This is a genomic window from Nitrosovibrio sp. Nv4, from assembly GCF_900215485.1.
GTDB lineage: Bacteria > Pseudomonadota > Gammaproteobacteria > Burkholderiales > Nitrosomonadaceae > Nitrosospira.
In genome coordinates this window covers 734,413-758,302 of record NZ_OCMZ01000002.1, presented here as the reverse complement: position 1 = coordinate 758,302, position 23,890 = coordinate 734,413, and the positions used below count along the sequence as shown (strand labels likewise).

Here is a 23,890-nt window from a genome sequence, read left to right as displayed (position 1 = left end):
CAGTTTTCCAAGGCGTGATATCCCGCTTGCCATGTCTGTCCCCGAATATTTCACTCATTCCTGTCCAGGGCGAATATGGATATCAGCGCTCATCCTGTGGCTCATCCTTTTTACCCTGGGGAATGGCAGGGCCGAGGCACAGCAATTTGGGGCTAAAAACAGTTCGCCACATGTCACGATTTCCGCTCCTGAGCCATTGCAGGATTTGCTGAAGAATCATTTTCAGCTGCCAATCGCACCGATTCTGGATGAAACCGCTCGTGCCACTTTCATGCGCCGGGCGCAGCGGGAAATAAGCGAACTTCTCGCTACCGAAGGTTATTTCACTCCTGCCATAAACCTGCATCTCGACCCATCCAGTAAAACTCCGGTCCTGGAGGTCATCCCCGGACCCCGTACATTCGTCACGGAGGTCAGTATCGAGTTCAAGGGCGATCTGGCAACTGAAGAACCCAGTCGACACGCCCGTATTGAGAAGCTGAGAGCTGCCTGGTCTCTGAGTGTAGGTCAACCATTTCGCTCCCCGGCCTGGGAAGAAGCCAAAGCGATATTGTTATCCAGTGTGGCAGGGGAAGATTATGCCGCGGCAGAGATAGAGGAAAGCAAGGCGGAGGTGGATTCCGCTTCTTCCACCGCGCGCTTATCGGTAATTCTGGATTCCGGACCCGCTTTCCGCTTTGGAGATCTGATGATCAAAGGGCTCAATCGCTACGACCCATCGCTGATCACCGGCCTGGTCCCATTCAAGACAGGCGATCCCTATCGCCGGGACCAACTGCTTTCGTTCCAGACCAAATTACAGAATTTACCCCAGTTCAGCTCAGTCGCCGTCAACATCGACCCTGGCGCGGCAACCCATCAGGCAGCGCCCGTAGAGGTGGTTTTATCGGAAGCTCAGGCGCAGCGTGTGTCAGCCGGCGGAGGCTACAGTTCCAATACCGGCGCCAGAGGCGAGCTCAGCTATACAAATAACAACTTTCTGGATCGCGCTTTGCGCCTGAACGGCGGGCTGCGCATAGAGCAAAAGCGGCAGACCCTCTCTACTACAATCGACAGCGTCCCTGACCAGGCGGGCCAGTGGTTTTCTTTGGGAGCAGGGGTCGAGAGAACTTTTATACAGGAACTGGAAACCATACGCGAGAAAGCGGGTGTTAGCCGTAATCAACTTTCCGGCAAGGCGGAAACCCGGCTTGCGCTGAACTGGCAACGGGAAGACCGGCAACCAACGGGCGGCGTGCAACAGGTCAATCAGACTTTCGTATTGGACGGGCAGTTGCGCTACCGTTCAGTGGACGATCCGTTGTTTCCTCGGGATGGCAGCGTAACGGAACTGCGTGTTGGCGGCGGAAGCCGGCAATTACTCTCCGATCAGGATTTTATCCGCACCTATGTAAGGCATCAGTCCTGGTATCCCGTGGGAGACCGCCATGTGTTGTTCCTGCGTGGCGAGTTGGGGTATACGTTCGCTCCATCACGATTCGGCATCCCCCAGGAATACCTGTTCCGGGCAGGGGGCATCCAGTCCGTACGAGGTTACGCTTTTCAGCGTTTAGGCGTGCGTGAAGGCCAGGCCATAGTCGGCGGCCGGGCAATGGCTACCGGTACCATTGAATACAATCACTGGTTCACGCGCGAGTGGGGCGCAGCCATCTTTACCGACATTGGCGACGCGGCCGACACTATGCGTCGGCTGGACCTGAATGTTGGATATGGCGGCGGAATCCGCTGGCGCAGCCCTGTCGGGCCGCTTGCTCTGGATCTCGCCCGGGCACACAACGACGGTAAATTACGTTTGCATTTTTCGATCGCCGTGGCGTTTTAATAGCGCATGAATCAGATCAACGGACATCAAACCAAAAACTCGGATAGGCATAAGCCATGGTTGCGTCCGGTTCTGCTGCTTGCTGTTCTCATCATCATGGTCATGGGCGCTGGCGTCTGGCTGGCAACAACCAACTCCGGCCTTAGATGGCTTGGGTCGACCGTATCGCAACTGAGCACAGGCAAGATATCGCTTGAAGGACTGGACGGTAAGCTATTCGGATCGATCGAAGCGGATATCGTGCGTTTTAAAAGCGATGATCTGCTTGTCGTTGCTCGAAATGTGCAACTCAACTGGCAACCCGATGCGCTGAAGTCGAGGCAACTGAAAATAATCGCTTTGAGAGCAGAGGACGTGGAGATCGTTTCACCCCCTTCGTCAACACCCGCTTCACCGCCTGATAACCTGGAGTTGCCATTGTCGTTGCTCGTGCAAAAGGTGGATATTGAGGCGCTACGCGTATTGCATGAGAAGGGCGGCACGCTGGTTTTTGCTGCGACAGATCTTGCGGCGCGATTGAAAAGCGACGGCCGTATGCATGAGTTGACCGAGTTGAGTGCCAGCCTCGAATTTGGCAAATTGATCGCGTCGGGCCGGATAGAGGGCGTCAGGCCTTTCGATCTGCATGCTGAGGCAAAGCTTGCTGGCGTCTCCATACCGGTGCCGTCGCAAACGTCCGGAGTATCGCCCGAAACGTTGGAAGCGCGAATATCCGCCACCATTACCGGCAACCTGGAGTGGCTCGATGTCAGACTGGAAGGAAATGGCGCAGGTTTGATGGGGAAAGGCGAGGCACAACTGCAGCCTTACGCCCCTTTCATCGTCGCTGGGCTGCGGTTGTCGGTAAGCGGGTTCGACCCGCACGTCTTTTCACCCGCCGCCCCCAAAGCCAGTCTTTCATTGCAAGCGGATTTGCATGAAAACGATGCCGGGCAGCTAGAGGGTGACATGAGGGCCAAAAACAGTGCTGCCGCGGCTCTCGACCGAGGCGGCTTGCCTCTGCTCGAGATGCGGGCGCGTCCGATACTTTCGGCCGAATTGCTCCAGCTTGACGATTTAATGCTGGTTGCGCCCGGCGATGGCTCGATCTCCGGAAATTTGGCCTGGCAGCATAAACAGGGAACTGTTTCCGCCGATCTGCTGATCAATCGTGTCAACCCCGCCGCGCTGGATACGCGCCTCCGCACGGCGAACCTCAACGGGAAGGTGAGACTCAGCGGCGACGCAACAAGCCAGCAGGGCACCTTGTCACTCCACGACCGAGACAGGGCACTGCATATGGATGCCGATGTGTCGAGAGCAGATAACATGCTCGTCCTGGAAAAGATGCAGCTCAGACATGGCCGATCCCGGCTTGCAGGACACGCCAAGCTCGGGTTGACCGGACGGCGAGCGTTTGCTTTCGACGGAAGGCTTCAGCACTTCGATCTTTCCGCATTCGTGCAGACACCGCGAACCGATCTGAACGCGACGCTAAAACTGGCAGGCGAATTGGAGCCTGAGGCGGGGGACGGTGCGGCAGGCACAGTTCATTTCGCGATGGCGAACAGCCACGTTGCGGAACAACCCATGTCCGGCAATGGCCGAATAGAGTTTGCGGGCCTTGCTCGGGCTAAAGGAGAAGTGGAATTACGCATTGGTATCAATCAGCTTATTGCACGCGGCGGTTTTGGTAGCAAGGGCGACCAATTGCGGCTAGAGCTTGTCGCACCCGCGCTTGCGCAAATCGGATACGGATTCAGCGGGGCCCTTACTGCCGAGGCGATACTGGAGAGCAGTTCTGTCAATATGGGTAGCAGTAATTTTGAATGGCCGGATATGACCTTTAATGCCCAGGGAGATGGCCTCACGCTTCCGGGCGAACATCATCTTGGCAGCCTTGCCGCCGATGGTGCCCTGCATGGTGACACCGTTGCGTTGATGATAACAGCCGCTGACTATGGAACCAGGGCAAAAAAGCGCTTGCAGAGTCTGAAGCTTGAAGTGGAAGGCCAGAGATCGCGACATGAAGTGCGAGTTGCCGCACGTCTGGACGATAACCAGAATCTTACCCTGCGAGCGAGGGGAGAACTGAACAAGCCGGCTCGGCAATGGCATGATGCGCAGTGGCTCGGGGAGCTGTCTGAATTATCGGCAGCCGGTCGATTTCCCTTTCATCTAACGGATGCCGCTCCCTTGGAGATTAGCTCGCAACGCGTATCGCTTGGCACAACGAAGTTTGTCGTCGCCGGCGGCGAGATGCAGATCAGCTCAACCGAATGGACCCCTCAGAAGTGGAGTACCAGGGGCTATTTTACCGGCGTGGGATTGCGCCCCGGTATTGACACACCCGACGGTGAAGAGCCAGTTAATGAGGCGCTTCGTCTGGGTGGGAAATGGGATATCACAGCCGGCGCCCAATTGAAGGGTACCCTTAGCGTTGCACGCGAAAGCGGCGACTGGGTGCTGCCGGCGGACCCGCCGCTTCCCCTGGGTTTGGAGACGCTTCAGCTGGTTGCCCGTGCCGTGGACGGCAGGTTCACGGGAGAATTGAAAGCGCGAGGAAAGCGTCTGGGGGAGGCAAATGCCGGCATCTCCGTGCCCGTTACAAAATCAGCCGAGTCGGCCATGCATTGGACGGTGCTGCCTGATGCAGCCTTGGCAGGGAATGTATTCGTCAATATGGACGATATTTCCTGGGTTGGACCCGCCCTCGATACTTTCGATAACAACATCAGAAGTGGCGGCAGGCTCGCTTTGGAAGCGGATGTGATCGGAACTTTCAGCGCGCCACGCCTGAAAGGCCGGATACGCGGCGATGAGCTGACGATGGCTTTGCTGGAGCAGGGCGTGCGGCTCGAGCAGGGAAAGCTGGCGGCAAGTTTCGACCAGGAATCTCTGAATATGGATGTTCTGGAATTTATCGCTCCTCACTTACCGCGGCCCGATGACCCGCTGCTTAAGAACGTGTCGCTTGAGAAAGGTCCGGGCAGATTGCGGGCATCGGGCATCATGGACTTTACAGGTGAGCGCGGCAATCTGGAAATTACCGCCAGCCTTGTGCCCTTGGCGCAGCGGCCTGATCGCTGGATTATTGCCTCCGGGAACGGTCGCGCCAGTCTGGAAAACAACGTCCTCACTTTGAGGGGCAGCCTCCACGCAGATGCCGGTTTACTTGCCCAACCCACGGCCGGGCATCCACAACTGGCGGACGATGTCATCGTCGTTACCGGACGAGAAACAGCGGACCAGCAGCGACCCGAGCGTAGAGGACTGCGTATAGACACGGAGGCTGGTCTTGATCTCGGCGAGCAATTCCACATACGTGCCTCCGGCCTGGAGGGAAGACTGGCTGGCCAGTTGCGTTTGCGCGCCGAGCCTGGGCAGAAACTGCGCGCCACCGGCACGATCACCGCCCGCAATACCAATTTTGAGGCTTATGGCCAGCGTTTGGTCGTGGAGCGCGGGATCGTGAATTTTCAGGGCCCGATAGACGATCCTGCATTGAATGTGCTCGCTCTGCGCAAGGGGTTGCCGGTGGTGGCGGGCGTTGAAGTGACGGGCAGCGTGCGTCACCCCAAAGTGCGACTGGTATCCACGCCAGTTGTCTCGGATCTGGAGAAACTCTCGTGGATTGCACTGGGCCGCGCCCCGGGCGGGAAAGCCGACGCATCATTATTGCTCGCTGCAGCAGGTTCCATTCTGGGCGGGCAATCCGGCGGGGTCACGGACAAGATCAGTCAGGCGCTTGGCGTGGATGAGTTATCGATACGGCAGGCGGGGAGCGATGCATTGATGGGGCAGGTGGGTACTATCGGCAAACGGCTTTCGAAGCGAGCCTATCTGAGCTATGAGCAGGGAATGACGGCGGTGGTCGGCGTAACAAAACTGACCTATACCCTGACGCCTCACATCACGCTTGTAACGAGGGCTGGTTTTGATAATGCGATAGACCTGCTTTACACGTTACGTTTTGATTAAGGCTTGCGTCCCTCGCTCCATTAGCGAAACCTGTCTCATTTGCTATCGGTGGATTTCGATTGTGGCAAGGCATTGATAATGCCCGGATGTGCTTGACACTTTGCGCGGGTTTGCGCTACTTTCAAATCGACCGGGGCGGAAATTGCCCTTCTTCTCCCGAATCAATAGCTCATCGGTGGAAATATGGTAACAGCGGATCAGATTGTTAACACCGCGGTTGAACTCGGCGAACAGAAATCCTGGGAAGCCGTGCGACTGCACGACGTGGCGGCTGCGCTGGAGATTACCCTGGACGATGTGCACGCGCATTTTCGCGAAAAAGAGGACATCGTCGATGCCTGGTTTGAGCGCGCCGATAGAGCCATGCTCAAAATCACGCAAGCCCCCAACTTTTCCTACCTGACACCGCGTCAGCGCCTGCATAAGTTAATCATGACATGGCTTGGAGCACTTTATCCTTATCGCAAGACAACCAGGGAAATGATCTACGGCAAATTGGAACCGGGGCATATTCATGTCCAGGTTCCCGGATTGATGCGCATAAGCCGCACTGTCCAATGGATGCGCGAGGCCGCCGGCCGGGACGCGACTTACGTCCGGCGAGCGATGGAGGAAACGGCGCTCACCACGATTTATCTGGCCACTTTTTTTCGCTGGATGAACGATGACTCTTCCGGTGCGACCAGAACCAGCAGGTTTCTGGACGGATGCCTTCTTATGGCTGAGAACCTGGACCGCATGGCCCGGTTTACTCGACGTGGCTCGGGGGACAGAATGGACAGCGAAAAAATGCCGCAAAGTATCTGAGTTCTCCCCTCTCGGGCGGAATCAGTTATCGCGTCTCCGTTTCAGGCTGCATGGCGTACCATAATCCTCAACGAAATATCCTGATCACAGATGGCGATGAGGTGTTTGCGATGAGACTCGCGCACTTTCCAATCCAGTAGCCGAGTCTGTTAGCGCCAGGCCGAACGCAGAGATGCCGCAGAAGCACCGTCGGTCACGGCGAAGGCCTGCGGTATGGTAAAGAATTGCATTTACGCTCTGGTGGCCCTTGAAACTCCGGTGGCCATTGCTCATCTCATTTACAACAATTTCTGGGCCGGTCTCATGAAATATCCAACGTAGCAACGTGGATACGCTGACCCATGCTTTGAGCGGCGCATTGCTGGCGCGGGCAACTGCCCCGGTAGGTCATTACGCAGGCCAGTTGACGATACGTGCGCGCATGACGGTCGGGTTTGTAGCAGCCGCGTTTCCCGACTGCGACTTTGTGCTGCGCCTGTTTGATACGCTTACGTATGTAAGCCTGCACCGGGGCGTCACTCATTCAATCATCCTTTTGCCTGTTTGGGCATTGCTGGTGGCTTGGCTGCTTTCCGTCCTTACACATCGGCGCTATTCATGGCAGGCTATATTCGGTACGGCTGCCTTGGGTATTGCCATTCATATCGCGGGGGATGTTTTCACCGCTTACGGCACAATGCTGCTAATGCCTTTTTCCAGCCACCGTTTCGCAATTCCCTTCACGTTTATAATCGACCCATACTTCACCGGAATTATTGCGACGGGGCTGGCGGCTGTCATGATCAAGCCGCAAAAGAGACATGCGGCTGTCATCGCCTGCCTGGTACTGGGATGCTATGTAGGGTTTCAGGGCATTCTGCATTCCCGTGCTGTCACCATTGGCGAGACATACGCGGAGAATCACGGATTAATGGAAGCGGAAGTTCACGCTTTCCCTCAACCACTATCGCCTTTCAACTGGAAGATCATCGTCAGCCATGAAGGCAACTATGACATAGCGCTTGTCAATCTGTGGCGTACACAAAGCCGGCAGATACCTGATCCAGCTAGCGGATTGCTGGGTATGTGGGGAAGGATCGCCGCGGGCTATCGGCCTGTTTCAGCGGCTACATGGGTGCGCCGGAAACGGTTCGGCGAAACAAAATCCCAGAATGTCCTTGCCCGCGAAGCATGGGAGCAGGACATTTTTGCGCGATTCCGCGAATTCGCGGCATTTCCCGTTCTCGATCAAATCGAGTCTCGCGGGAGTCGTGTTTGCGTATCATTTTTTGACCTGCGCTTCTCCGTTCCTTCACTCCCCCCGTCTTTGGTATTCGGCCTGTGCCGCGATAGCGCCGTCGGACCCTGGCGGCTCGATGATAGTGGCATCTTCGGAAGAGACTGACGCAAAATTTCACGCGTACTCAAACCGGACCAGAAGTAGATAGCTCCCCCTCAGTATCTTTCATTATCTGGAAGATCTCCGATAAGTCCCATTTTGATCGCTCCGCATGGCCATTTGCTAATTTGGCCATATGCTCGCATGCCCTTTTGTGTGTTGCGATAGTGGGTGAGCTGAGCTCTTCCCAAAAACATTCACCAAAGTTGACATTGATCAAGGTTTCATTGCCTTGCGCGCACTACGATTCGATACCGGATAAGAAAATCCGATTATCTCTTTAATGTTTGATCGGACGTGTCGGGAGGTGTCGGGAGAGATCCATAAAAGGATTCGGAGTTTTGGTCTATTGGATCCAGATGCAGGTTCCATGGCGAGTCAGTAATCAAGCGGGGATGATATGAACAGAGCAGCAGCAAGCATAGTGGGGATGATGGCGATCGCATTGTATTCCGGAATGGGAATGGCGGCGGCGGATCCTTACCAGTTGAATTTGCCCGAGCCGCAGACGATCATAGCCAGGCAGATATATGATCAGCACACCATGCTTTTATGGATTTGCCTGGCGATCTTCATTGGTGTATTTGGCGTCATGTTTTATTCGGTACTCAAGCACCGCAAGTCTGTTGGTTACAAAGCGGCAAACTTCCATCACAGCACCACGGTCGAGATCATCTGGACCATCATCCCGTTCTTCATTCTGGTCGGGATGGCTTTTCCTGCCACCAAGACCATCATCGCCATGAAGGACACCTCCAGTCCTGACATTACCATCAAGACCACCGGGTACCAGTGGAAATGGGGGTATGACTACCTGACGGGAGAAGGGGAAGGGATCAGTTTCTTAAGCAACCTCGCCACACCCCGGGCGCAGATAGAGAATGCCTCGCCCAAGGAGGAGAACTACCTGCTGGAAGTGGACAACCCCGTAGTGGTGCCCATCGGCAAGAAGGTTCGCATCATCATCACCGCCAACGACGTCCTGCACGCCTGGTGGGTACCGGCATTGGGCGTCAAGCAGGACGCCATCCCCGGCTACATACGCGACGCCTGGTTCACGATCGACAAGCCCGGCACCTACCGTGGGCAGTGTGCGGAGCTATGCGGCAAGGACCACGGCTTCATGCCGATCGTGGTGGAAGCGGTGGAGCCTGAAAAATATACCCAATGGGTGGCGGAACAGAAGAGCAAATCGGCTGCGGCAGTAGTGGATGTCAGCAAGGAATTCACGATGGACGAGTTGAAGGCCGAAGGCGAGAAAGTGTATGCCGCCAACTGTGTTGCCTGCCATCAGGCCAATGGCAAGGGTATTCCCGGCACATTTGCCGCGCTGGACGGATCGAAGGTAGCCACGGGTCCGAAGGCCGGCCACATCGACATCGTCATGAACGGCAAGACTGGCACGGCAATGGCTGCATTCAAGCATCTGTCGGATGTACAAATCGCGGCGGTGGTCACCTACGAGCGCAATGCCTGGGGCAATACGGCAGGCGACGTAGTGCAGCCATCGGAAATCAACGAACTCAGAAAATAGCATCAAGGAGGAAAACCATGGCAGCACACTGGGTACGCCCGCCACCGTCATCCCGTCGGCTTGATGCGCTGGTTGATCATTACCAATCACAGACATTTCCGAAAACAGGGTCGAGGAGAATACCATGGCAGCAGTAGAGCACGATATTCCGCACACGCAAGAACATTATCCCACCGGCGTGATGCGCTGGCTAACCACCACCAACCACAAAGATATAGGCACGATGTATCTTTGGTTCAGCTTCCTCATGTTCCTGACGGGCGGGGTGATGGCGCTGACCATCCGCGCCGAGCTGTTCCAGCCGGGCTTGCAGATTGTCAATCCCGAGTTTTTCAATCAGCTGACCACGATGCATGGCCTGATAATGGTCTTCGGCGCCATCATGCCAGCCTTTGTCGGTTTTGCCAACTGGCAGATTCCGATGATGATCGGCGCTCCCGACATGGCCTTCGCCCGTATGAACAACTGGAGCTTCTGGCTGCTGCCGCCGGCGGCCCTGCTGCTGATCACTTCATTTTTCGTGCCGGGCGGTGCGGCGGCGGGCGGGTGGACATTCTATCCGCCGCTGTCGGTACAAATGGGCATAGGGATGGACATGATGATTTTTGCCATTCATATCCTTGGCGCGTCTTCCATCATGGGCGCGATCAACATCATCACGACCATTCTGAACATGCGCGCGCCGGGCATGACGCTGATGAAAATGCCAATGTTCGTCTGGACCTGGCTGATCACCGCCTACCTCCTGGTGCTGGTAATGCCGGTGCTGGCGGGCGTGGTCACCATGCTGCTGACCGACCGCAACTTCGGCACCAACTTCTTTAATGCGGCGGGCGGCGGTGACCCGGTGATGTTCCAGCATATTTTCTGGTTCTTCGGGCATCCGGAAGTCTACATCATGATTTTGCCCTCATTCGGCATTGTCTCCGAAGTCATCCCGACTTTTGCACGCAAGCCATTGTTCGGGTATTCGTCGATGGTTTACGCCACCGCCTCGATTGCCATCCTGTCATGCATCGTCTGGGCGCATCACATGTTCACCGCGGGCATGCCCGTAACCGGACAGTTGTTCTTCATGTATGGCACGATGCTGATCGCTGTGCCGACGGGAGTGAAAGTATTCAACTGGACCGCCACCATGTGGCGCGGCTCCATGACTTTCGAGACCCCCATGCTGTTCTCCATCGGCTTCATTTTCCTGTTCGTTATCGGCGGTTTCAGCGGCGTAGTGTGCGCAATCGTCCCGATAGACGTTCAAGTACAGGATACCTATTATGTGATTGCACACTTCCACTACGTGCTGGTATCAGGCTCGCTCTTCGCCATATTCGCAGGGGCTTACTACTGGCTGCCGAAATGGACCGGGCATATGTATGACGAGACACTGGGCAAGTGGCATTTCTGGCTATCCATGTTCTTCTTCAACCTCACCTTCTTTGTCCAGCACTTCCTGGGGTTGGCAGGCATGCCGCGCCGTATTCCCGATTATGCACTGCAGTTTGCGGATTTCAACATGATTTCCAGTATCGGCGCCTTCGGCTTCGGCTCCACCCAGTTACTATTTCTTTACATAGTACTGAAGTGCATCCGTGGCGGCGCGAAAGCACCGGCCAAAGCGTGGGAGGGTGGGAAGACGCTGGAGTGGACATTGCCATCACCGGCGCCTTATCACAGCTTCCACACATCCCCAGTCATAAAGTAACCAGAGATAGGAGCGGACCATGCCAGCAGATATGAACATGCCGAACGCGGATATACCGGACAGCGCAGAAATAGAGAGAAGGCTTGCGGCAATCAAAACCGCCCTGTTCCTGCTGGCTTTCTCTCAGGTCATCCCTATATCGTATTATTTGTGGCAAGCTTATTGTTGCTAACTGATTTACGAAAATTTATTTAATGACATCATGAGCGAGAGAAAGAGCATGAGCCAGGGGAGTCACTATTACGTTCCAGCGCCATCGACTTGGCCTATCACCGGGTCGATAGCGCTGTTATTCATGGGTTTCGGTGCGGCATTTTCGGTCAATAAGATGCCGCTGGGCTACGGGTTGCTGGCATTCGGTTTTGCCGTGCTCATTTACATGCTGTTCGGCTGGTTTGGCACCGTTGCCCGGGAAAGCGAAAGCGGCAAGTTCAACCAGCAGGTGGATAAATCCTTCCGCTGGGGGATGAGCTGGTTCATCTTTTCCGAAGTCATGTTTTTTGCCGCCTTCTTCGGTGCGCTCTATTATATGCGGATATATTCCGTTCCCGAGCTTGGCGACCTGGAGCATAAATCGCTATGGCCGAATTTCACTGGGGACTGGCCAACCGCCGGTCCCGGCGTCACCGAGAAGTTCATGCCCATGGGACCATGGGGTCTTCCGGCCATCAATACCGTCCTGCTGCTGACCTCGGGGGTGACGGTTACCTGGGCGCATTGGGCACTCAAGCTGAACAAGCGCGGACAGCTCAAATTGGGATTGTTTCTCACTTTCGCCCTGGGCTTTCTCTTTGTCGGCCTGCAGGCATATGAGTATGGCCATGCCTATTCCGAGCTCAATCTCAAACTATCGAGCGGCGCCTATGGCGCAACATTTTTCATGCTGACGGGTTTCCATGGCTTCCATGTGACGCTGGGTTCCATCATGCTGTTCGTCATCTATTGCCGTGTGCTGAAGGGACACTTCACCCCTGAGAATCACTTTGGCTTTGAGGGAGTAGCCTGGTACTGGCACTTCGTGGACGTGGTCTGGCTCGGACTGTTCATATTTGTTTATTGGTTGATATGATGCCGGGGGATTTTATGCTGATTATTCAGGTCTACCTCTACAGTGATACTGCACTGATACATAGATGATTCTGTCTCGCACAACGCAGTATGCCATTCAGGCGCTCATCTACATGGCGACACAACCTCCCGGCGTGGCGGTATTGAATCGCACCATGGCCGAATGTTTGAGGTCGCCGCCCACGTATCTTGCCAAGATCCTGCAGGAATTATGCAGGGGCAATCTGCTCTATTCTTTTCGTGGCAAGCAAGGCGGTTTCTGTTTGCGGGAAAGCGGCGATAAAATCAATCTGATGCAAATTGTCACAATTACGGAAGGCCCCGGGTTTACCGAAGACTGTGTGCTGGGACTCAAGGTTTGCAGCGACAAAACCGCTTGCCCGATGCATGCGAGATGGTGGCCGATCAAGCAGGAAATCGTGAAACTGCTGCAGGGCCAGACCCTGGAAATGCTTGCTGCGAAGGTGGCGAGCGGAAGGTATCAACTGACCGATTTTCCAGGAGCAATTCTCCCTGGTGAGGTTCCAGGCGACTTGTAATTGCCTGGATAGTTTGTATTTCTATTACCTGCAGGTCCTGATATGTTAAAAAATGCCCCTGAAAAGATATCCTCAACCGCGGAATCGGCCAATGTGCCAATTGATTGCAAAAATTGCGGCGCCTATCAGTTATGTATGTCCCTTTGGCTGAAAACCGGCGATTCATCACTGCTTGAGCGCGTCGTCAAGAAAAAGCAGGTGTTCAAACGCGGGGAAGTCCTGTACCGCATGGGGCAACTCGTGGAGCACATGTATGTCATTCGGGGCGGGTCGGTCAAGACCAGTGTCAGCACCGAAGACGGGCAGGTACAGGTAATAGGTTTTCACGTGGAGGGAGAACTGCTGGGGCTGAATGCTATCGAGAGCAGGGAATATCACTGCGAGGCTCGGGCAATGGGCGTCACCTCGGTTTGCGAAGTGTCGATTGATCGTTTTGAAGAATTGGCCAAAAAAGATCCCTCCATTCAATATGAAGTTCTCAAGATCATGAGTGCGGAAATCCGGCACAGCCATGAATTGCTGACGCTGCTCGGTAAGCACAATGCCGAGGAGCGCCTGGCCATCTTTTTGCTCCGTCTATCGCGACAGTTTGCGAAGCGTCATTGTTCATCGACGGAATTCAACCTGAGCATGTCCCGCAGTGATATAGGCAACCATCTGGGAATCGCGGAGGAAACTGTGTGCCGCGTGTTTGCGCGCTTTCAGGATGACGGAATCATCAGCAGCGCATACCGGCATATCAAGCTCAACGATATAACGCGCTTACAGCAGATCGCCAATCATCGGCCCAGCTACAATCGTCCGGCCCTCTCCCGCTGAGGCGCCGATCCATTTAATTCCCGTCAATTCGGAAATCGCTGAGCCTTTCTGCTGGCGGCGCAAGCGTGGTCCTATGGCAAGGGCCTCTTAACTTCATTGATAATGTGCTCTTCGAAAGTCGGATAATCTTCACCAGCTTCAATATCGTTCCCACGGAAGACTCGTTCCGGTTTCAGACGCATCAAATGCAAATTTCTTCTTATCCGATGGAATCAGACTCGTCAAATCCCTGCTGCAACGCTACAGGAAGCTGATCTTCGTCAGGATATTTTTTCCGCCCGTGGCTATACATCGATTATCGGATATGAAAATTTGCCTGTCTTCAATTTCTGAAACCGCAGTTGCACCATCGTAATGCGATTCGTATAAGCTGTAGACATGATTCTGCCCGAATTTTGCGATTTCTGCTGCTAGCTAGCAGCAGTCGACCGCGTCGAGACTGGGGATGGGCTCGATCGGTCGTGGTGAGGGTATGACAGCGCTCGATTCCCGGACATGTTTGGCGCTGGTACCGATTATAGAATTTGGAAAGACTTCTTTGTCGGCGTTGATGCCCGTTGTCACCTGACCAGTGGTAGAACGATGGCATAAAAATCAACTGCGTGAGTGATGCTGCAGGCGGGTTCGACACGGCATTGGTCAACTACCTGTATCGAATTTCGACACAAAGAAAGTCTACTTTGACAGCAACGTCAAGAATGACGCCGGCGAGAAGGCAAGCGATGTGAATCTTGATCTGATACTCTTCGGTGTCGATCCTGGATGGAGGTTCAAGTCTGTCTGGTATTTTTATTCGACAGGAGTTTTTCGTTACGCATCATTTATTTTTAACAAAAGGGGAACCCATGAAAAAAACGCTTATTGCCATTGCCACGTTGTTAACTTTTACTGGCACTGCTTACTCGGCCGTCAATATCAATACGGCTACCCAGGCCGAGCTTCAGACTGTCAAAGGCATCACCGCCGCCAATGCGAAGGCGATCATCGATTATCGTTCAAAGGCGGGCTCATTCAGGGCGACGGATGATATCGCAAACGTTGAAGGCATTAATAGCCACACTATGGATATGCAACAACTCCGCGAGGATATTACAGTTACCGGCCCCACTGTTCTGAAAATGAAGGATAAGGCTGCAGTCAAGTAAAGTGGAGATAGCGGTTGCCGAGAACGATACGAGATGAAGGCTGTCATAAATGCGCAGGACACGCAGACGTTGAGTATGAAGTATTTTCCCGGGAATATACGAAACCCCGGCGAGTTCGGGGTTTCGTTTTTTAATCGAATCCCAATAGTTTTTTTTAAAGGCGGCACGTGTTATTTTACCCGAAAGATCACCATCGGTTATATGCAGGCGGGCTCCTGAGCAACCTGTTATAATGCCGCCCTTTTGTCCTTTCGACTGAGGTTTTTTCCATGCTTCGTTCCATCCGCAACATCGCTATTATCGCCCACGTCGATCACGGCAAGACCACTCTGGTGGATAAGCTGCTGCATCAGGCAGGCTCTTTTGCCGCGCACCAGCACATTGCCGATCGAGTAATGGATTCCAGCGATATCGAGCGCGAACGCGGTATCACCATCCTCGCCAAGAATTGCGCGGTGGATTATGAAGGGGTGCATATCAATATCGTCGACACACCTGGCCACGCCGACTTCGGCGGTGAGGTGGAGCGCGTGCTGTCGATGGTGGATGGCGTCCTGCTGCTGGTCGATGCAGTAGAAGGTCCGATGCCGCAGACCCGTTTTGTTACCAAAAAAGCGCTGGCGTTGGGACTGCGGCCTATTGTCGTCGTCAACAAGGTTGACCGGCCCGGCGCGCGTCCTGATTGGGTAGTGAATCATACCTTCGATTTGTTCGATAAGTTGGGGGCAAACGAAGAGCAGCTGGATTTTCCGGTGATATATGCCTCGGCGCTCAACGGTTATGCCATGACGGACCTGAAACAAACCAGTACCGATATGCGCCCGTTATTTGACACCATACTCAAGCATGTCCATGCGCCCGGGGGCGATGCCGAGAAACCGCTGCAACTGCAGATCAGCGCGCTGGATTATTCCAGTTTCGTCGGGCGCATCGGCATTGGCCGCATCAGCCGGGGCCGGCTCAAGCCCGGCCAGGACGTAATGGTGATGGCTGGAGCGAGCGTACCGAAGAAGGCCAGGGTCAACCAGGTTCTCGGTTTTCGCGGCATCGAGCGAGTGCAGCTCGACGAGGCGCTGGCAGGAGATATTGTCCTGATCAATGGTATTGAAGAGCTCTGTATCGGCGCGACACTGACCGATATCAATCAGCCCGAGGCCTTGCCGATGCCTGCTGTGGACGAACCCACGCTGACGATGAATTTTCAGGTGAATACATCGCCCTTTGCCGGTAAGGAAGGAAAATTTGTAACCAGTCGGCAATTGCGCGAGCGCCTCGAGAAAGAGTTGCTGACCAATGTTGCGATGAAACTGGAGGAAACGAACGATACAGACTCGTTTCTGGTGTCGGGGCGGGGCGAATTGCATCTCACCATTTTGCTTGAGAGTATGCGGCGCGAAGGCTATGAGCTTGCAGTGTCGCGTCCGCATGTGGTGATCCGCGAAATTGACGGCGTCAAATGCGAGCCGTTTGAAATGCTCACCGTGGATGTAGAGGAGACCCATCAAGGGGCTGTAATGGAGGCGTTGGGTGCACGCCGGGGTGATTTGCAGGACATGGTATCGGATGAACGCGGGCGGGTCAGGCTGGACTATCGCATTCCCGCGCGGGGCTTGATCGGTTTCCAGTCCGAATTCATGACGATGACACGCGGAACGGGCCTGATGAGCCACGTATTCGATGAATACGCTCCGATGCGGCCGGAAATTGCTGCGCGCCGGAACGGCGTACTGATTTCAGCGGAGCAGGGCGAAGCGGTGGCGTACGCGCTCTGGAAATTGCAGGAACGCGGACGCATGTTTGTCAGTCCGGGCGAACGTTTGTATGAAGGAATGGTGATCGGCATACACAGCCGGGACAATGATCTGGTGGTCAACCCCATCAAGGGCAAGCAGCTCACCAATATACGTGCATCGGGGACCGACGAAGCAGTGACCCTGACGCCGCCGATTCAGCTCACGCTGGAATCCGCGATCGAATTCATCGCCGATGATGAGCTGGTGGAAATTACGCCAAAAACCATTCGTATTCGCAAGCGTTTGCTGCAGGAACACGAACGCAAGAGAGCTTCCCGCGCTGCTGCGTAAGAAAATTCAAATGAATCAGAGCCGGGCGGATAAGCTTGTCAGTATGTTCCGCCCATTTTATCCGCATGCGATCGGCAGCATGGCGGTCAGTGCGTCTATACTTCTCCATTAGCCGAATGGTATTCGTATGGAGAGGTCATGTCCGCCATGAATGAAAAAATTCTCTGGTATGTTGCCGACCCCATGTGCTCGTGGTGCTGGGGCTTTACGCCGGTGATCGAGAGAATCCGGAATGAATATGGCGGCCACCTGAAAGTGGAGTTATTGCTGGGTGGCTTGCGGCCGGGTACGAACGAGCCAATGCCTTCCGCACAGCGCGAAGAGATACTCCATCACTGGCATACCGTGCATCGCGTGACGGGGCAATCGTTCAAGTTCGAAGGCGCGATGCCGGAAGGATTTGTCTACGATACCGAACCCGCCAGCCGTGGAGTGGTCGCCGTTTCCCTCATCAACCCTGAAGCGGTTTTCCCGTTTTTCAAGGCAGTGCAATCCGCATTTTATGTCGAGCAGCAGAATGTCACTAGCCCCGTTGTTCTGGCAAAGCTTGCAAGCAGCGTAGGATTGGACGCGGAGCAGTTCCTCCCGACACTCGAGTCTGATACGGCAAAAAGACAGACGCTTGCTCATTTTCAAAAGGCGCGCCAGTGGGGCGTGCACGGCTTCCCCACTGTGATAGGGCAGAATGGAGTGGATCGCAGCCTGCTTTCCGCAGGCTACTGTTCGTTTGAGGAATTGCGTACCAAGCTTGATGAAGGGTTGATGAAATAGCTTGATATCCGGCAGCAGTTTCATGTTTTTTTATGGATGAGCCCATGCATACAACATTTCTGAAGTTTTTTGCTTTGACTATTGCATTATCCATGTTTTCCATCTCCATGCCTGTCTCCGCCGAAAAGGGGGGAGGCAATCATAAAGCTGATCAGCATAGTCATCACAAAGGAAAAAAAGGGAATAAAGACAGGAATTATAGGGAACACCGGAGTACCAACAGGTATATCCCTCATAACTTTGATGATCGTCAACGCACGATCGTTCAAGATTATTACGCGCCCAGGCTTCGGAGCGGCCATTGTCCGCCCGGGCTGGCAAAAAAATACAATGGCTGTACGCCCCCAGGGCAAGCGAAGAAATGGAGAATGGGTTACCCCTTGCCCCGGGATATAATCTTTTATGATCTGCCGCCTCATTTGATGGGGCGGCTGGGCGGACCCGGTCCCGGCTACCGTTATGTTCGGGTTGCCGCCGACATTCTTCTGATTGCGGTCGGGACCGGTATGGTTATCGATGCCATTGAAGATTTAAACTCGATGTAAAACTGGGAGCGGCAAGGGAACGCGTTTACCGCTGCTGTTTTTGATCAGGAATTTTCATTCGGTCAATGACCATTTGTAAATCGCCGTCGAGTGGAAGGGGCTGACCTCTCCATGTGTTTGGAATAGCTAAACGTATTGGGTCGATAAAACTTACATTAAATCTCATAAATAAAGGTGAATCCTTAATAATCAATAATCTATAGTTAGGCATGATATTTGCTTATTATTAAAATGCTCAAGCGAGCATTTTATTCCATGGAGGGAGCATGAAAGTTACCCCAACGGCAACTCGAAATAAATTTGTCACGAGCGCACTGATAGGCCTGGGAATGGCTTTGCCTTTGTCCGCCTCTGCTCTGACGATCGACATAAATACCTATGTAACGGGTAGCCCGTCTTCTGGAACCGAAGCGACGGTCGCTACCCTGATACTGGGCCAGAACGGGGCTAATGTTGACTTTAGACTCAATAATATGGTGAATAATCTTGCCGGAAATATCGGAGACGATGCCTATATCTCGCAATTCTTTTTTTCCTACAGCGGTTCCCCTGTTCTCACCAGCGCTTCATTCCTGAATTTTGGAGGAACGCAGCTGATAAATGCTGATGATTTTGGCATAGATCCGTCCGGAAAGAATGCGGGCTACGACTTTTATCTGGACCTGGATTACCCCACCTCCTTCGCGGATAGATTCGTTGATGGCGAATTCACCACGTGGACAATCAGCAATGTCTCACTAGACGATTTCCTTGTCTCTGTACCGGGTAAAGGCCCCGCTTCGCTGGCCATGGTACACATCCAGCAAGTGGGCGCCGGGGAAGGCGGAGACGATTCTCTGAAGTATGTCGGGAGCGTAGGCACTCCACCCGTGGATGTTCCACAAAACCCGATCCCGGAACCTGGGTCGCTCGCGCTCATTAGTCTGGGATTGCTCGGCTTGGGCGCCATGCGTAAACGCAAAAAGTAGGCGAATCAATGAGATAAAACGGCCTGTCCGGGGACAGCTCGCTCAGCCATCTTGTTGAATGATTGGTTTTGAGCAGACTGTTAAGAGCGATTCTGGCAGGCCGTAACTGGAACGGTACTCGAGTATTACAGGCCTGTTCCACTGGACCAGCCGAAGCGCTCCAGTAGCTCCTGAATTGTATCGCTTGCGATGAGAAACGCGATGAGGTATGACGTTAAACTTAACAGGACGACCGTACCAATAGATTGCCATGGACTGAGGGTGGAGTAATGGCGCCACTGCGATAGAAATCCGGTATCCTTCGGTTCGTTGGTCTGATACCGTTCGAATTCCGCAAAAATCTTGCGCCGGGTACGGCTTAGTGCGTCTTTGACTCCTGCCCGATATGTGTCGTCGATAAGGTCGAGCCGTTTAGCCTCCATTACAAAAGACGATTCGTATGACAGCGCCTTCCTTGCCACCTCCTTGTAGAAATCCTGCATGCGTTCCAGGTATCGTTCATCTGCAAACATGGCGTCAACCATTGCCTTGAGGGTAGAGACAGCTTCCTTACTCAAGGCATTAGACTGGACAGCAGATTTCGGCTTCAGAACCTGGCCTATCTCCTGGGTAAAGTCATGTTCCTTCCTGGCAATAAGCTTGAGCCAAATTGCCTCGGCCGCCTGGGGGGATGGCGCGTGGAATTTCGCGTCGTCATAGTGTGTGGGATCGAACAATCTGTCGAGTTCCAGTTTTGCCGCACTTTCACAGTCAGCATCAATGGCTTCGAACCTGGTTTTGAGAGTGTCGTTTGTCGTCATGCCTGAAGCAACCTTGTATCCGGATGGGTTGAACTCGATGGAGCCCGTAGTTTAACGCGATTGCAAAATGCGTGCTCTGCTTGAGGATGCGTATTACGAGGAATGATAGCGCGCATGATATCGGCCATCAACAAAACCGAAGCGCATGGAATGCAGGCAACTCGCTCAATCGGAAGCGCAATATTGTAAAGCCCAAAAGATATGTCGCGGCAGGTGCCGGAGACGGAAGTGGATACTTTCTGTACGCTTCACTGTTCCCAACAAAAAGGGAGCCGAAGCTCCCTTTTTGAGAGATGGCAAAACAATGAACTATGGGTAAGTCTGATCTCTAGGCTTGTCCTGATAGGAGCTGCCCGCGGGTTTACCGTTGGAATCTGTGCTTAGCTTCCAGTCGGGATGGTAGTGCGTTTCCTTATCCCAATCTTTCCAGATAAAATCGGGGTAAATTATCGGCTTGGTGGGAATGACAAACGTCACCAGGTCTACAGCTCCGGTTAATGTGCGCCCAATCCCGTGTACAATTCCGGTAAACAATCCAACCGGAATTCCATAAGCAAGGCCTTTCTGGTTAGTATTGAGGATAATGTTTTTTGGGATTTCCCCTATCCCTGTTACCGTGTTCGCTACGCCATGCGCCAGTTTGTCGCCCACTCCCTCCGCATAACTATGAGCCATTGCCCCTTGAGGCGAAAAGAATAATAGTGCAGACAGTATCAGTAATGGTTTCAACATGTTTTTCATAGATACCTCCCTATAGTAGATTAAATAAATTAAATCCAACTTAATACTAGCATACCATTGAGATATTTGGGCGGCATCTCGAAAATTGATGCTCGCCGGGAGCGTTTTACTTACCTGGTGGTTCCGCGAGGAATGAGCAGTCGAAGAGAGAGCATAAAATACCGTTGGAGCGCCCGAGGGTACATGCTCGCCACATAAAAAAGAAATACTGGAATTTGTTTGGAAATCGTTGGTCTCGATATTCAGCGTCACATTCTGCACACCACACAGCGCCATTCACAGCCGCGCAGCCATGAATTATGCTACCCTTCGGCATGTTGTCCAGTCCGCCATTTGACCTGCTGTAATCAAGAAACAAGCGCATGATGATGCGCAGAAAAATAACGGTCACGTGAACTCCTTAATCAATTTGCCCGACCCAACCAGTTTCCTGTCTTTGCGTTCTCTCTCCTCAACGTCGTCCGGCTCGCCTAACGCGGCTATAACCAGCACTGTACAATTCTCGGTGGTGGTTCCAACGCTTAACGAAGCAGACAATATCGATCCCTTATTGACTCGTCTGTCTGCGCTTGACCTGCCAGCGTCGAGTTTTGAGGTCATTTTTGTTGATGATGGCTCAAGCGATGGAACGCCCGACAGGGTCCGAGCCTGGGCGAAGCTGGTGGATGCACCGCTGCATGTGCAGCTGCTTGAACGCCGTGAAAAGCCGGATCTCACACGCTCGATTCTGGCTGGGGTTGCGCTCGCGCGTGGCGACGTCATCGTCGTGATGGATGCGGACCTGAGCCACCCGCCTGAGCGGCTGCCCGCCCTCATTGCCCCCGTGCTGGATGGAAGCCACGATGTGGCTGTCGGCAGTCGCTACGTGCCGGGTGGGAGCACCGTGGGATGGCCGCTGCATCGTCAGTGGTTATCGCGACTCGGCGGCTGGCTTGCCCGACCCCTCTGTGATGTAAACGATGCAACCTCGGGATTTTTTGCATTCCGCCGGGAACTGGCCACCGCCGTTGCCGAGCGCGCCCGCGGATACAAGATTCTGCTCGAACTGCTAATGGCAGGTCACGGCAAGCTCAGGGTGACCGAAGTGCCTATCTGCTTTCATGATCGAACCCGCGGCACATCGAAGCTGTCCTTTCTACACCAGTGGACTTATCTGCAGCGCTTGATGACACTCGCCGGCGGCACGGTTTCCGTCGGTACCGCCAGCCGATTTGCAGCTGTCGGTTTGTTCGGCGTGGTCGTCGATGCGCTGCTGTTTCAATGGCTCATGAGCAGCGGCGCCGGACTTGCGCTGGCGCATATCATGAGCTTCTTCGCGGCTGCGGCGCTGAATTATTCGCTCAATTCGAAATGGTCGTTCCGCCGCCACCATGAAGGGTATTTGCGGTGGGATCAGTTCGGCCGCTTTCTAACGGTGGGCGTGTTTGCATTGTTGATGCGCGGCGGCGTACTGGCCCTGCTGGTCTATGGATGGAATGTGCCGTCGTTCCTGGCCATTTTCCCCGCGATCGCCGCGACGGCGGCAATCAACTACTTCGGCTCCGCCTTCTATGTATTTCCTGTCAGGCTGAATCCTCCCTCGCTGGATATACGCTGGCGCGTAGCCTCATTCGGTATCGTCATGTTTGCCGTGCTGCTGCGTCTGGTCTATCTCGGCGTGGCGCAACTGATTCCCGATGAAGCTTACTACTGGAACTATGCTCAGCACATGGATCTTAGTTTTTTCGACCATCCGCCAATGGTCGCATGGCTGATATGGCTCGGTACTTCAATTTTTGGCGATAACGAGTTCGGGGTTCGGATCGGCGCATTTATCTGCGGCCTGGTAACGATGGGCTATTCATACGCGCTGGCGCGCAACCTGTACGATAAATCGACGGGCATTCGCGCGGTGCTATTGCTGGCCGTGCTGCCGTTTGGCTTTGTTACGGCAACATTAATGACAGCCGACGCGCCATTGATGGCGGCCTGGGCCGCAACGCTCTATTATATGGAAAGGGCGTTGCTGGCAGGCTACAGCCGTTCAGTGTGGTTGGGTATGGGCATCGCTTTCGGCCTGGGTCTACTGTCGAAATACACGCTGGGCCTGCTCGGTCTTGCGGCGCTGTTGTTTGTCATCCTCGATCCCATTGCACGACCGTGGCTGCGTCGCCCTCATCCGTATCTTGCGGCGGCGCTTGCACTGCTGCTATTTTCGCCCGTGATCATCTGGAATATCCAGCACGACTGGGCCTCGATTCTGTTCCAATCGGAGCGGGCAACCGGAATAGGCAATAAATTTTCGTTGCATTGGCTGTTTCTCCACATGCTGCTGGTGTTGACTCCCGCTGGCTTGATGGCTGCCATACTGGCGTTGTTGCCTGAGCGGGACCATGATTCCCGCCCGCTTGCGAACAGGCGACGCCTGTTCGTGAGGGTTTTCACCGGTGTGCCATTGGCCGTGTTCTTCGGGCTCAGCCTCTTTGGCGCACCTAAATTTCACTGGACCGGACCGGTCTGGCTTGCACTGCTGCCAACGATGGCGTGGATGATGGGCCAAACCGGCGATTTGCGCAGCATTGCAATTCGCCTGAGAACGGCCTGGAAACCCACCATAGCGGTTTGCCTGTTTTTCTACGCATTCGCGATGCATTATGTGGTGCTTGGCATCCCCGGCATTCCATACGCGGGTTTTACCGAGCACTATTTCTGGCGCGAGGCAACGCATGAAGTCGAGCAGATTGCAGCGAAGGTTCAACACGAGACCGGACAAAAGCCAATTGTCGTAGGCATGAGCAAGTGGTCGGTTGCCAGCGCGCTATCCTTCTACAACGATAAAGCGCAGCCGATGGACATACGCTCGCGCAATATGTTCAGCCAGAATGCCGCCATGTACAATTTCTGGTATCCGACAGAGCCGCCGACAAGCCGGCCGATCATTCTTGTGGGCATGAGGCCCTGGCAGATCGAGCGTGATATAGAGGGCAATGACAATATTACCCCAGTGCTCATCCAGCCTGGCGCGGTTCAGGAGGTGGCGATCGAGCGGGACGGCAAACCGCTGCGTCGCGTGTACTATCGGGTGGCGCAGGGATACCTCGGCTCTCGCGCGCAGCAGGATTAACGTTAGAATCCTCTGAATAACGACGGTTGGTTGGCAACGCGATCGAGGTTTATCTGGAGATTCCCGTGGCCGCCGGACTCGACAGTTTCGTAATCCTTTATTCT

At 54.2% G+C, this 23,890-nt stretch carries 18 protein-coding genes; 15 read left to right on the top strand and 3 right to left on the bottom strand.

What is annotated here, in order from left to right; genetic code table 11:
• Positions 1-31: 31 nt before the first annotated feature.
• The 13 genes from CRO05_RS11695 (at position 32) to CRO05_RS15900 (ending at position 18,174) form a co-directional block, all read left to right on the top strand.
• Positions 32-1,822 (top strand): autotransporter assembly complex family protein, encoded by a 1,791-nt coding sequence (locus CRO05_RS11695; protein ID WP_097067957.1) that lies wholly within the window; start codon positions 32-34, stop codon positions 1,820-1,822.
• Between the two features lie 6 nt (positions 1,823-1,828).
• On the top strand, positions 1,829-5,782 hold the full coding sequence (locus CRO05_RS11690) for a translocation/assembly module TamB domain-containing protein (protein ID WP_097067340.1): 3,954 nt from the start codon (positions 1,829-1,831) through the stop codon (positions 5,780-5,782).
• 183 nt (positions 5,783-5,965) lie between these two features.
• Positions 5,966-6,589 carry a TetR/AcrR family transcriptional regulator gene (locus CRO05_RS11685; protein WP_097067339.1) on the top strand — a complete coding sequence of 208 codons (624 nt, stop codon included), beginning with the start codon at positions 5,966-5,968 and terminating at the stop codon, positions 6,587-6,589.
• Positions 6,590-6,914: 325 nt separating this feature from the next.
• Positions 6,915-7,973: a metal-dependent hydrolase gene (locus tag CRO05_RS11680; RefSeq protein WP_159462735.1), complete on the top strand. Its 1,059-nt coding sequence runs from the start codon at positions 6,915-6,917 to the stop codon at positions 7,971-7,973.
• Positions 7,974-8,400: 427 nt separating this feature from the next.
• Positions 8,401-9,501 carry a cytochrome c oxidase subunit II gene (gene coxB, locus CRO05_RS11675; protein WP_219909433.1) on the top strand — a complete coding sequence of 367 codons (1,101 nt, stop codon included), beginning with the start codon at positions 8,401-8,403 and terminating at the stop codon, positions 9,499-9,501.
• A gap of 124 nt (positions 9,502-9,625) precedes the next feature.
• Positions 9,626-11,203 (top strand): cytochrome c oxidase subunit I, encoded by a 1,578-nt coding sequence (ctaD, locus tag CRO05_RS11670; protein ID WP_097067336.1) that lies wholly within the window; start codon positions 9,626-9,628, stop codon positions 11,201-11,203.
• A gap of 220 nt (positions 11,204-11,423) precedes the next feature.
• Positions 11,424-12,272 (top strand): cytochrome c oxidase subunit 3, encoded by an 849-nt coding sequence (locus tag CRO05_RS11665; protein WP_097067335.1) that lies wholly within the window; start codon positions 11,424-11,426, stop codon positions 12,270-12,272.
• Between the two features lie 64 nt (positions 12,273-12,336).
• Complete coding sequence (locus CRO05_RS11660; RefSeq protein ID WP_097067334.1) at positions 12,337-12,810, top strand: Rrf2 family transcriptional regulator; 474 nt, start codon at positions 12,337-12,339, stop codon at positions 12,808-12,810.
• Between the two features lie 135 nt (positions 12,811-12,945).
• The gene (locus CRO05_RS11655) at positions 12,946-13,629 is read left to right on the top strand and encodes a helix-turn-helix domain-containing protein (protein ID WP_235001419.1); all 684 of its coding nucleotides are present in this window, start codon (positions 12,946-12,948) and stop codon (positions 13,627-13,629) included.
• Positions 13,630-14,474: 845 nt separating this feature from the next.
• The gene (locus CRO05_RS11650) at positions 14,475-14,774 is read left to right on the top strand and encodes a helix-hairpin-helix domain-containing protein (protein WP_097067956.1); all 300 of its coding nucleotides are present in this window, start codon (positions 14,475-14,477) and stop codon (positions 14,772-14,774) included.
• Positions 14,775-15,043: 269 nt separating this feature from the next.
• Positions 15,044-16,858 (top strand): translational GTPase TypA, encoded by a 1,815-nt coding sequence (gene typA, locus CRO05_RS11640; protein ID WP_097067331.1) that lies wholly within the window; start codon positions 15,044-15,046, stop codon positions 16,856-16,858.
• Positions 16,859-16,996: 138 nt separating this feature from the next.
• Complete coding sequence (locus CRO05_RS11635; protein WP_235001418.1) at positions 16,997-17,629, top strand: DsbA family protein; 633 nt, start codon at positions 16,997-16,999, stop codon at positions 17,627-17,629.
• Between the two features lie 368 nt (positions 17,630-17,997).
• Entirely contained in the window at positions 17,998-18,174 is a 177-nt protein-coding gene (locus tag CRO05_RS15900) for an RcnB family protein (protein WP_235001417.1), read from the top strand.
• 25 nt (positions 18,175-18,199) lie between these two features.
• Here CRO05_RS15900 and CRO05_RS15345 read toward each other — a convergent pair whose 3' ends face one another.
• Positions 18,200-18,385, bottom strand: a complete 186-nt coding sequence (locus tag CRO05_RS15345) for a hypothetical protein (protein ID WP_143860925.1) — start codon at positions 18,383-18,385, stop codon at positions 18,200-18,202.
• 55 nt (positions 18,386-18,440) lie between these two features.
• Here CRO05_RS15345 and CRO05_RS11625 point away from each other — a divergent pair, with 55 nt between their 5' ends.
• The gene (locus CRO05_RS11625; RefSeq protein ID WP_181319833.1) at positions 18,441-19,142 is read left to right on the top strand and encodes a PEP-CTERM sorting domain-containing protein; all 702 of its coding nucleotides are present in this window, start codon (positions 18,441-18,443) and stop codon (positions 19,140-19,142) included.
• 125 nt (positions 19,143-19,267) lie between these two features.
• On the opposite strand, the gene CRO05_RS11620 is transcribed toward CRO05_RS11625, so the two are convergent.
• Positions 19,268-19,942 (bottom strand): hypothetical protein, encoded by a 675-nt coding sequence (locus CRO05_RS11620; protein ID WP_097067330.1) that lies wholly within the window; start codon positions 19,940-19,942, stop codon positions 19,268-19,270.
• A gap of 309 nt (positions 19,943-20,251) precedes the next feature.
• Positions 20,252-20,683, bottom strand: a complete 432-nt coding sequence (locus CRO05_RS11615; protein ID WP_097067329.1) for an exosortase system-associated protein, TIGR04073 family — start codon at positions 20,681-20,683, stop codon at positions 20,252-20,254.
• 505 nt (positions 20,684-21,188) lie between these two features.
• Between CRO05_RS11615 and CRO05_RS11610 the strand changes: the two genes are divergently transcribed.
• On the top strand, positions 21,189-23,786 hold the full coding sequence (locus tag CRO05_RS11610) for a glycosyltransferase family 39 protein (protein WP_097067328.1): 2,598 nt from the start codon (positions 21,189-21,191) through the stop codon (positions 23,784-23,786).
• Positions 23,787-23,890 lie beyond the last annotated feature (104 nt).

Excerpts from the sequence above, each read along its gene's own strand:
- CRO05_RS11620 (WP_097067330.1), bottom strand. The coding sequence starts at position 19,942 with ATGACGACAAACGACACTCTCAAAACCAGGTTCGAAGCCATTGATGCT.
- CRO05_RS11660 (WP_097067334.1), top strand. The coding sequence starts at position 12,337 with ATGATTCTGTCTCGCACAACGCAGTATGCCATTCAGGCGCTCATCTAC.
- CRO05_RS11665 (WP_097067335.1), top strand. The coding sequence starts at position 11,424 with ATGAGCCAGGGGAGTCACTATTACGTTCCAGCGCCATCGACTTGGCCT.
- coxB (WP_219909433.1), top strand. The coding sequence starts at position 8,401 with ATGGCGATCGCATTGTATTCCGGAATGGGAATGGCGGCGGCGGATCCT.
- CRO05_RS11655 (WP_235001419.1), top strand. The coding sequence starts at position 12,946 with ATGTCCCTTTGGCTGAAAACCGGCGATTCATCACTGCTTGAGCGCGTC.
- CRO05_RS11685 (WP_097067339.1), top strand. The coding sequence starts at position 5,966 with ATGGTAACAGCGGATCAGATTGTTAACACCGCGGTTGAACTCGGCGAA.
- CRO05_RS11650 (WP_097067956.1), top strand. The coding sequence starts at position 14,475 with ATGAAAAAAACGCTTATTGCCATTGCCACGTTGTTAACTTTTACTGGC.
- CRO05_RS11625 (WP_181319833.1), top strand. The coding sequence starts at position 18,441 with ATGAAAGTTACCCCAACGGCAACTCGAAATAAATTTGTCACGAGCGCA.
- CRO05_RS15345 (WP_143860925.1), bottom strand. The coding sequence starts at position 18,385 with ATGCCTAACTATAGATTATTGATTATTAAGGATTCACCTTTATTTATG.
- typA (WP_097067331.1), top strand. The coding sequence starts at position 15,044 with ATGCTTCGTTCCATCCGCAACATCGCTATTATCGCCCACGTCGATCAC.
- CRO05_RS11635 (WP_235001418.1), top strand. The coding sequence starts at position 16,997 with ATGTCCGCCATGAATGAAAAAATTCTCTGGTATGTTGCCGACCCCATG.
- ctaD (WP_097067336.1), top strand. The coding sequence starts at position 9,626 with ATGGCAGCAGTAGAGCACGATATTCCGCACACGCAAGAACATTATCCC.
- CRO05_RS11615 (WP_097067329.1), bottom strand. The coding sequence starts at position 20,683 with ATGAAAAACATGTTGAAACCATTACTGATACTGTCTGCACTATTATTC.
- CRO05_RS15900 (WP_235001417.1), top strand. The coding sequence starts at position 17,998 with ATGGGTTACCCCTTGCCCCGGGATATAATCTTTTATGATCTGCCGCCT.
- CRO05_RS11695 (WP_097067957.1), top strand. The coding sequence starts at position 32 with ATGTCTGTCCCCGAATATTTCACTCATTCCTGTCCAGGGCGAATATGG.
- CRO05_RS11690 (WP_097067340.1), top strand. The coding sequence starts at position 1,829 with ATGAATCAGATCAACGGACATCAAACCAAAAACTCGGATAGGCATAAG.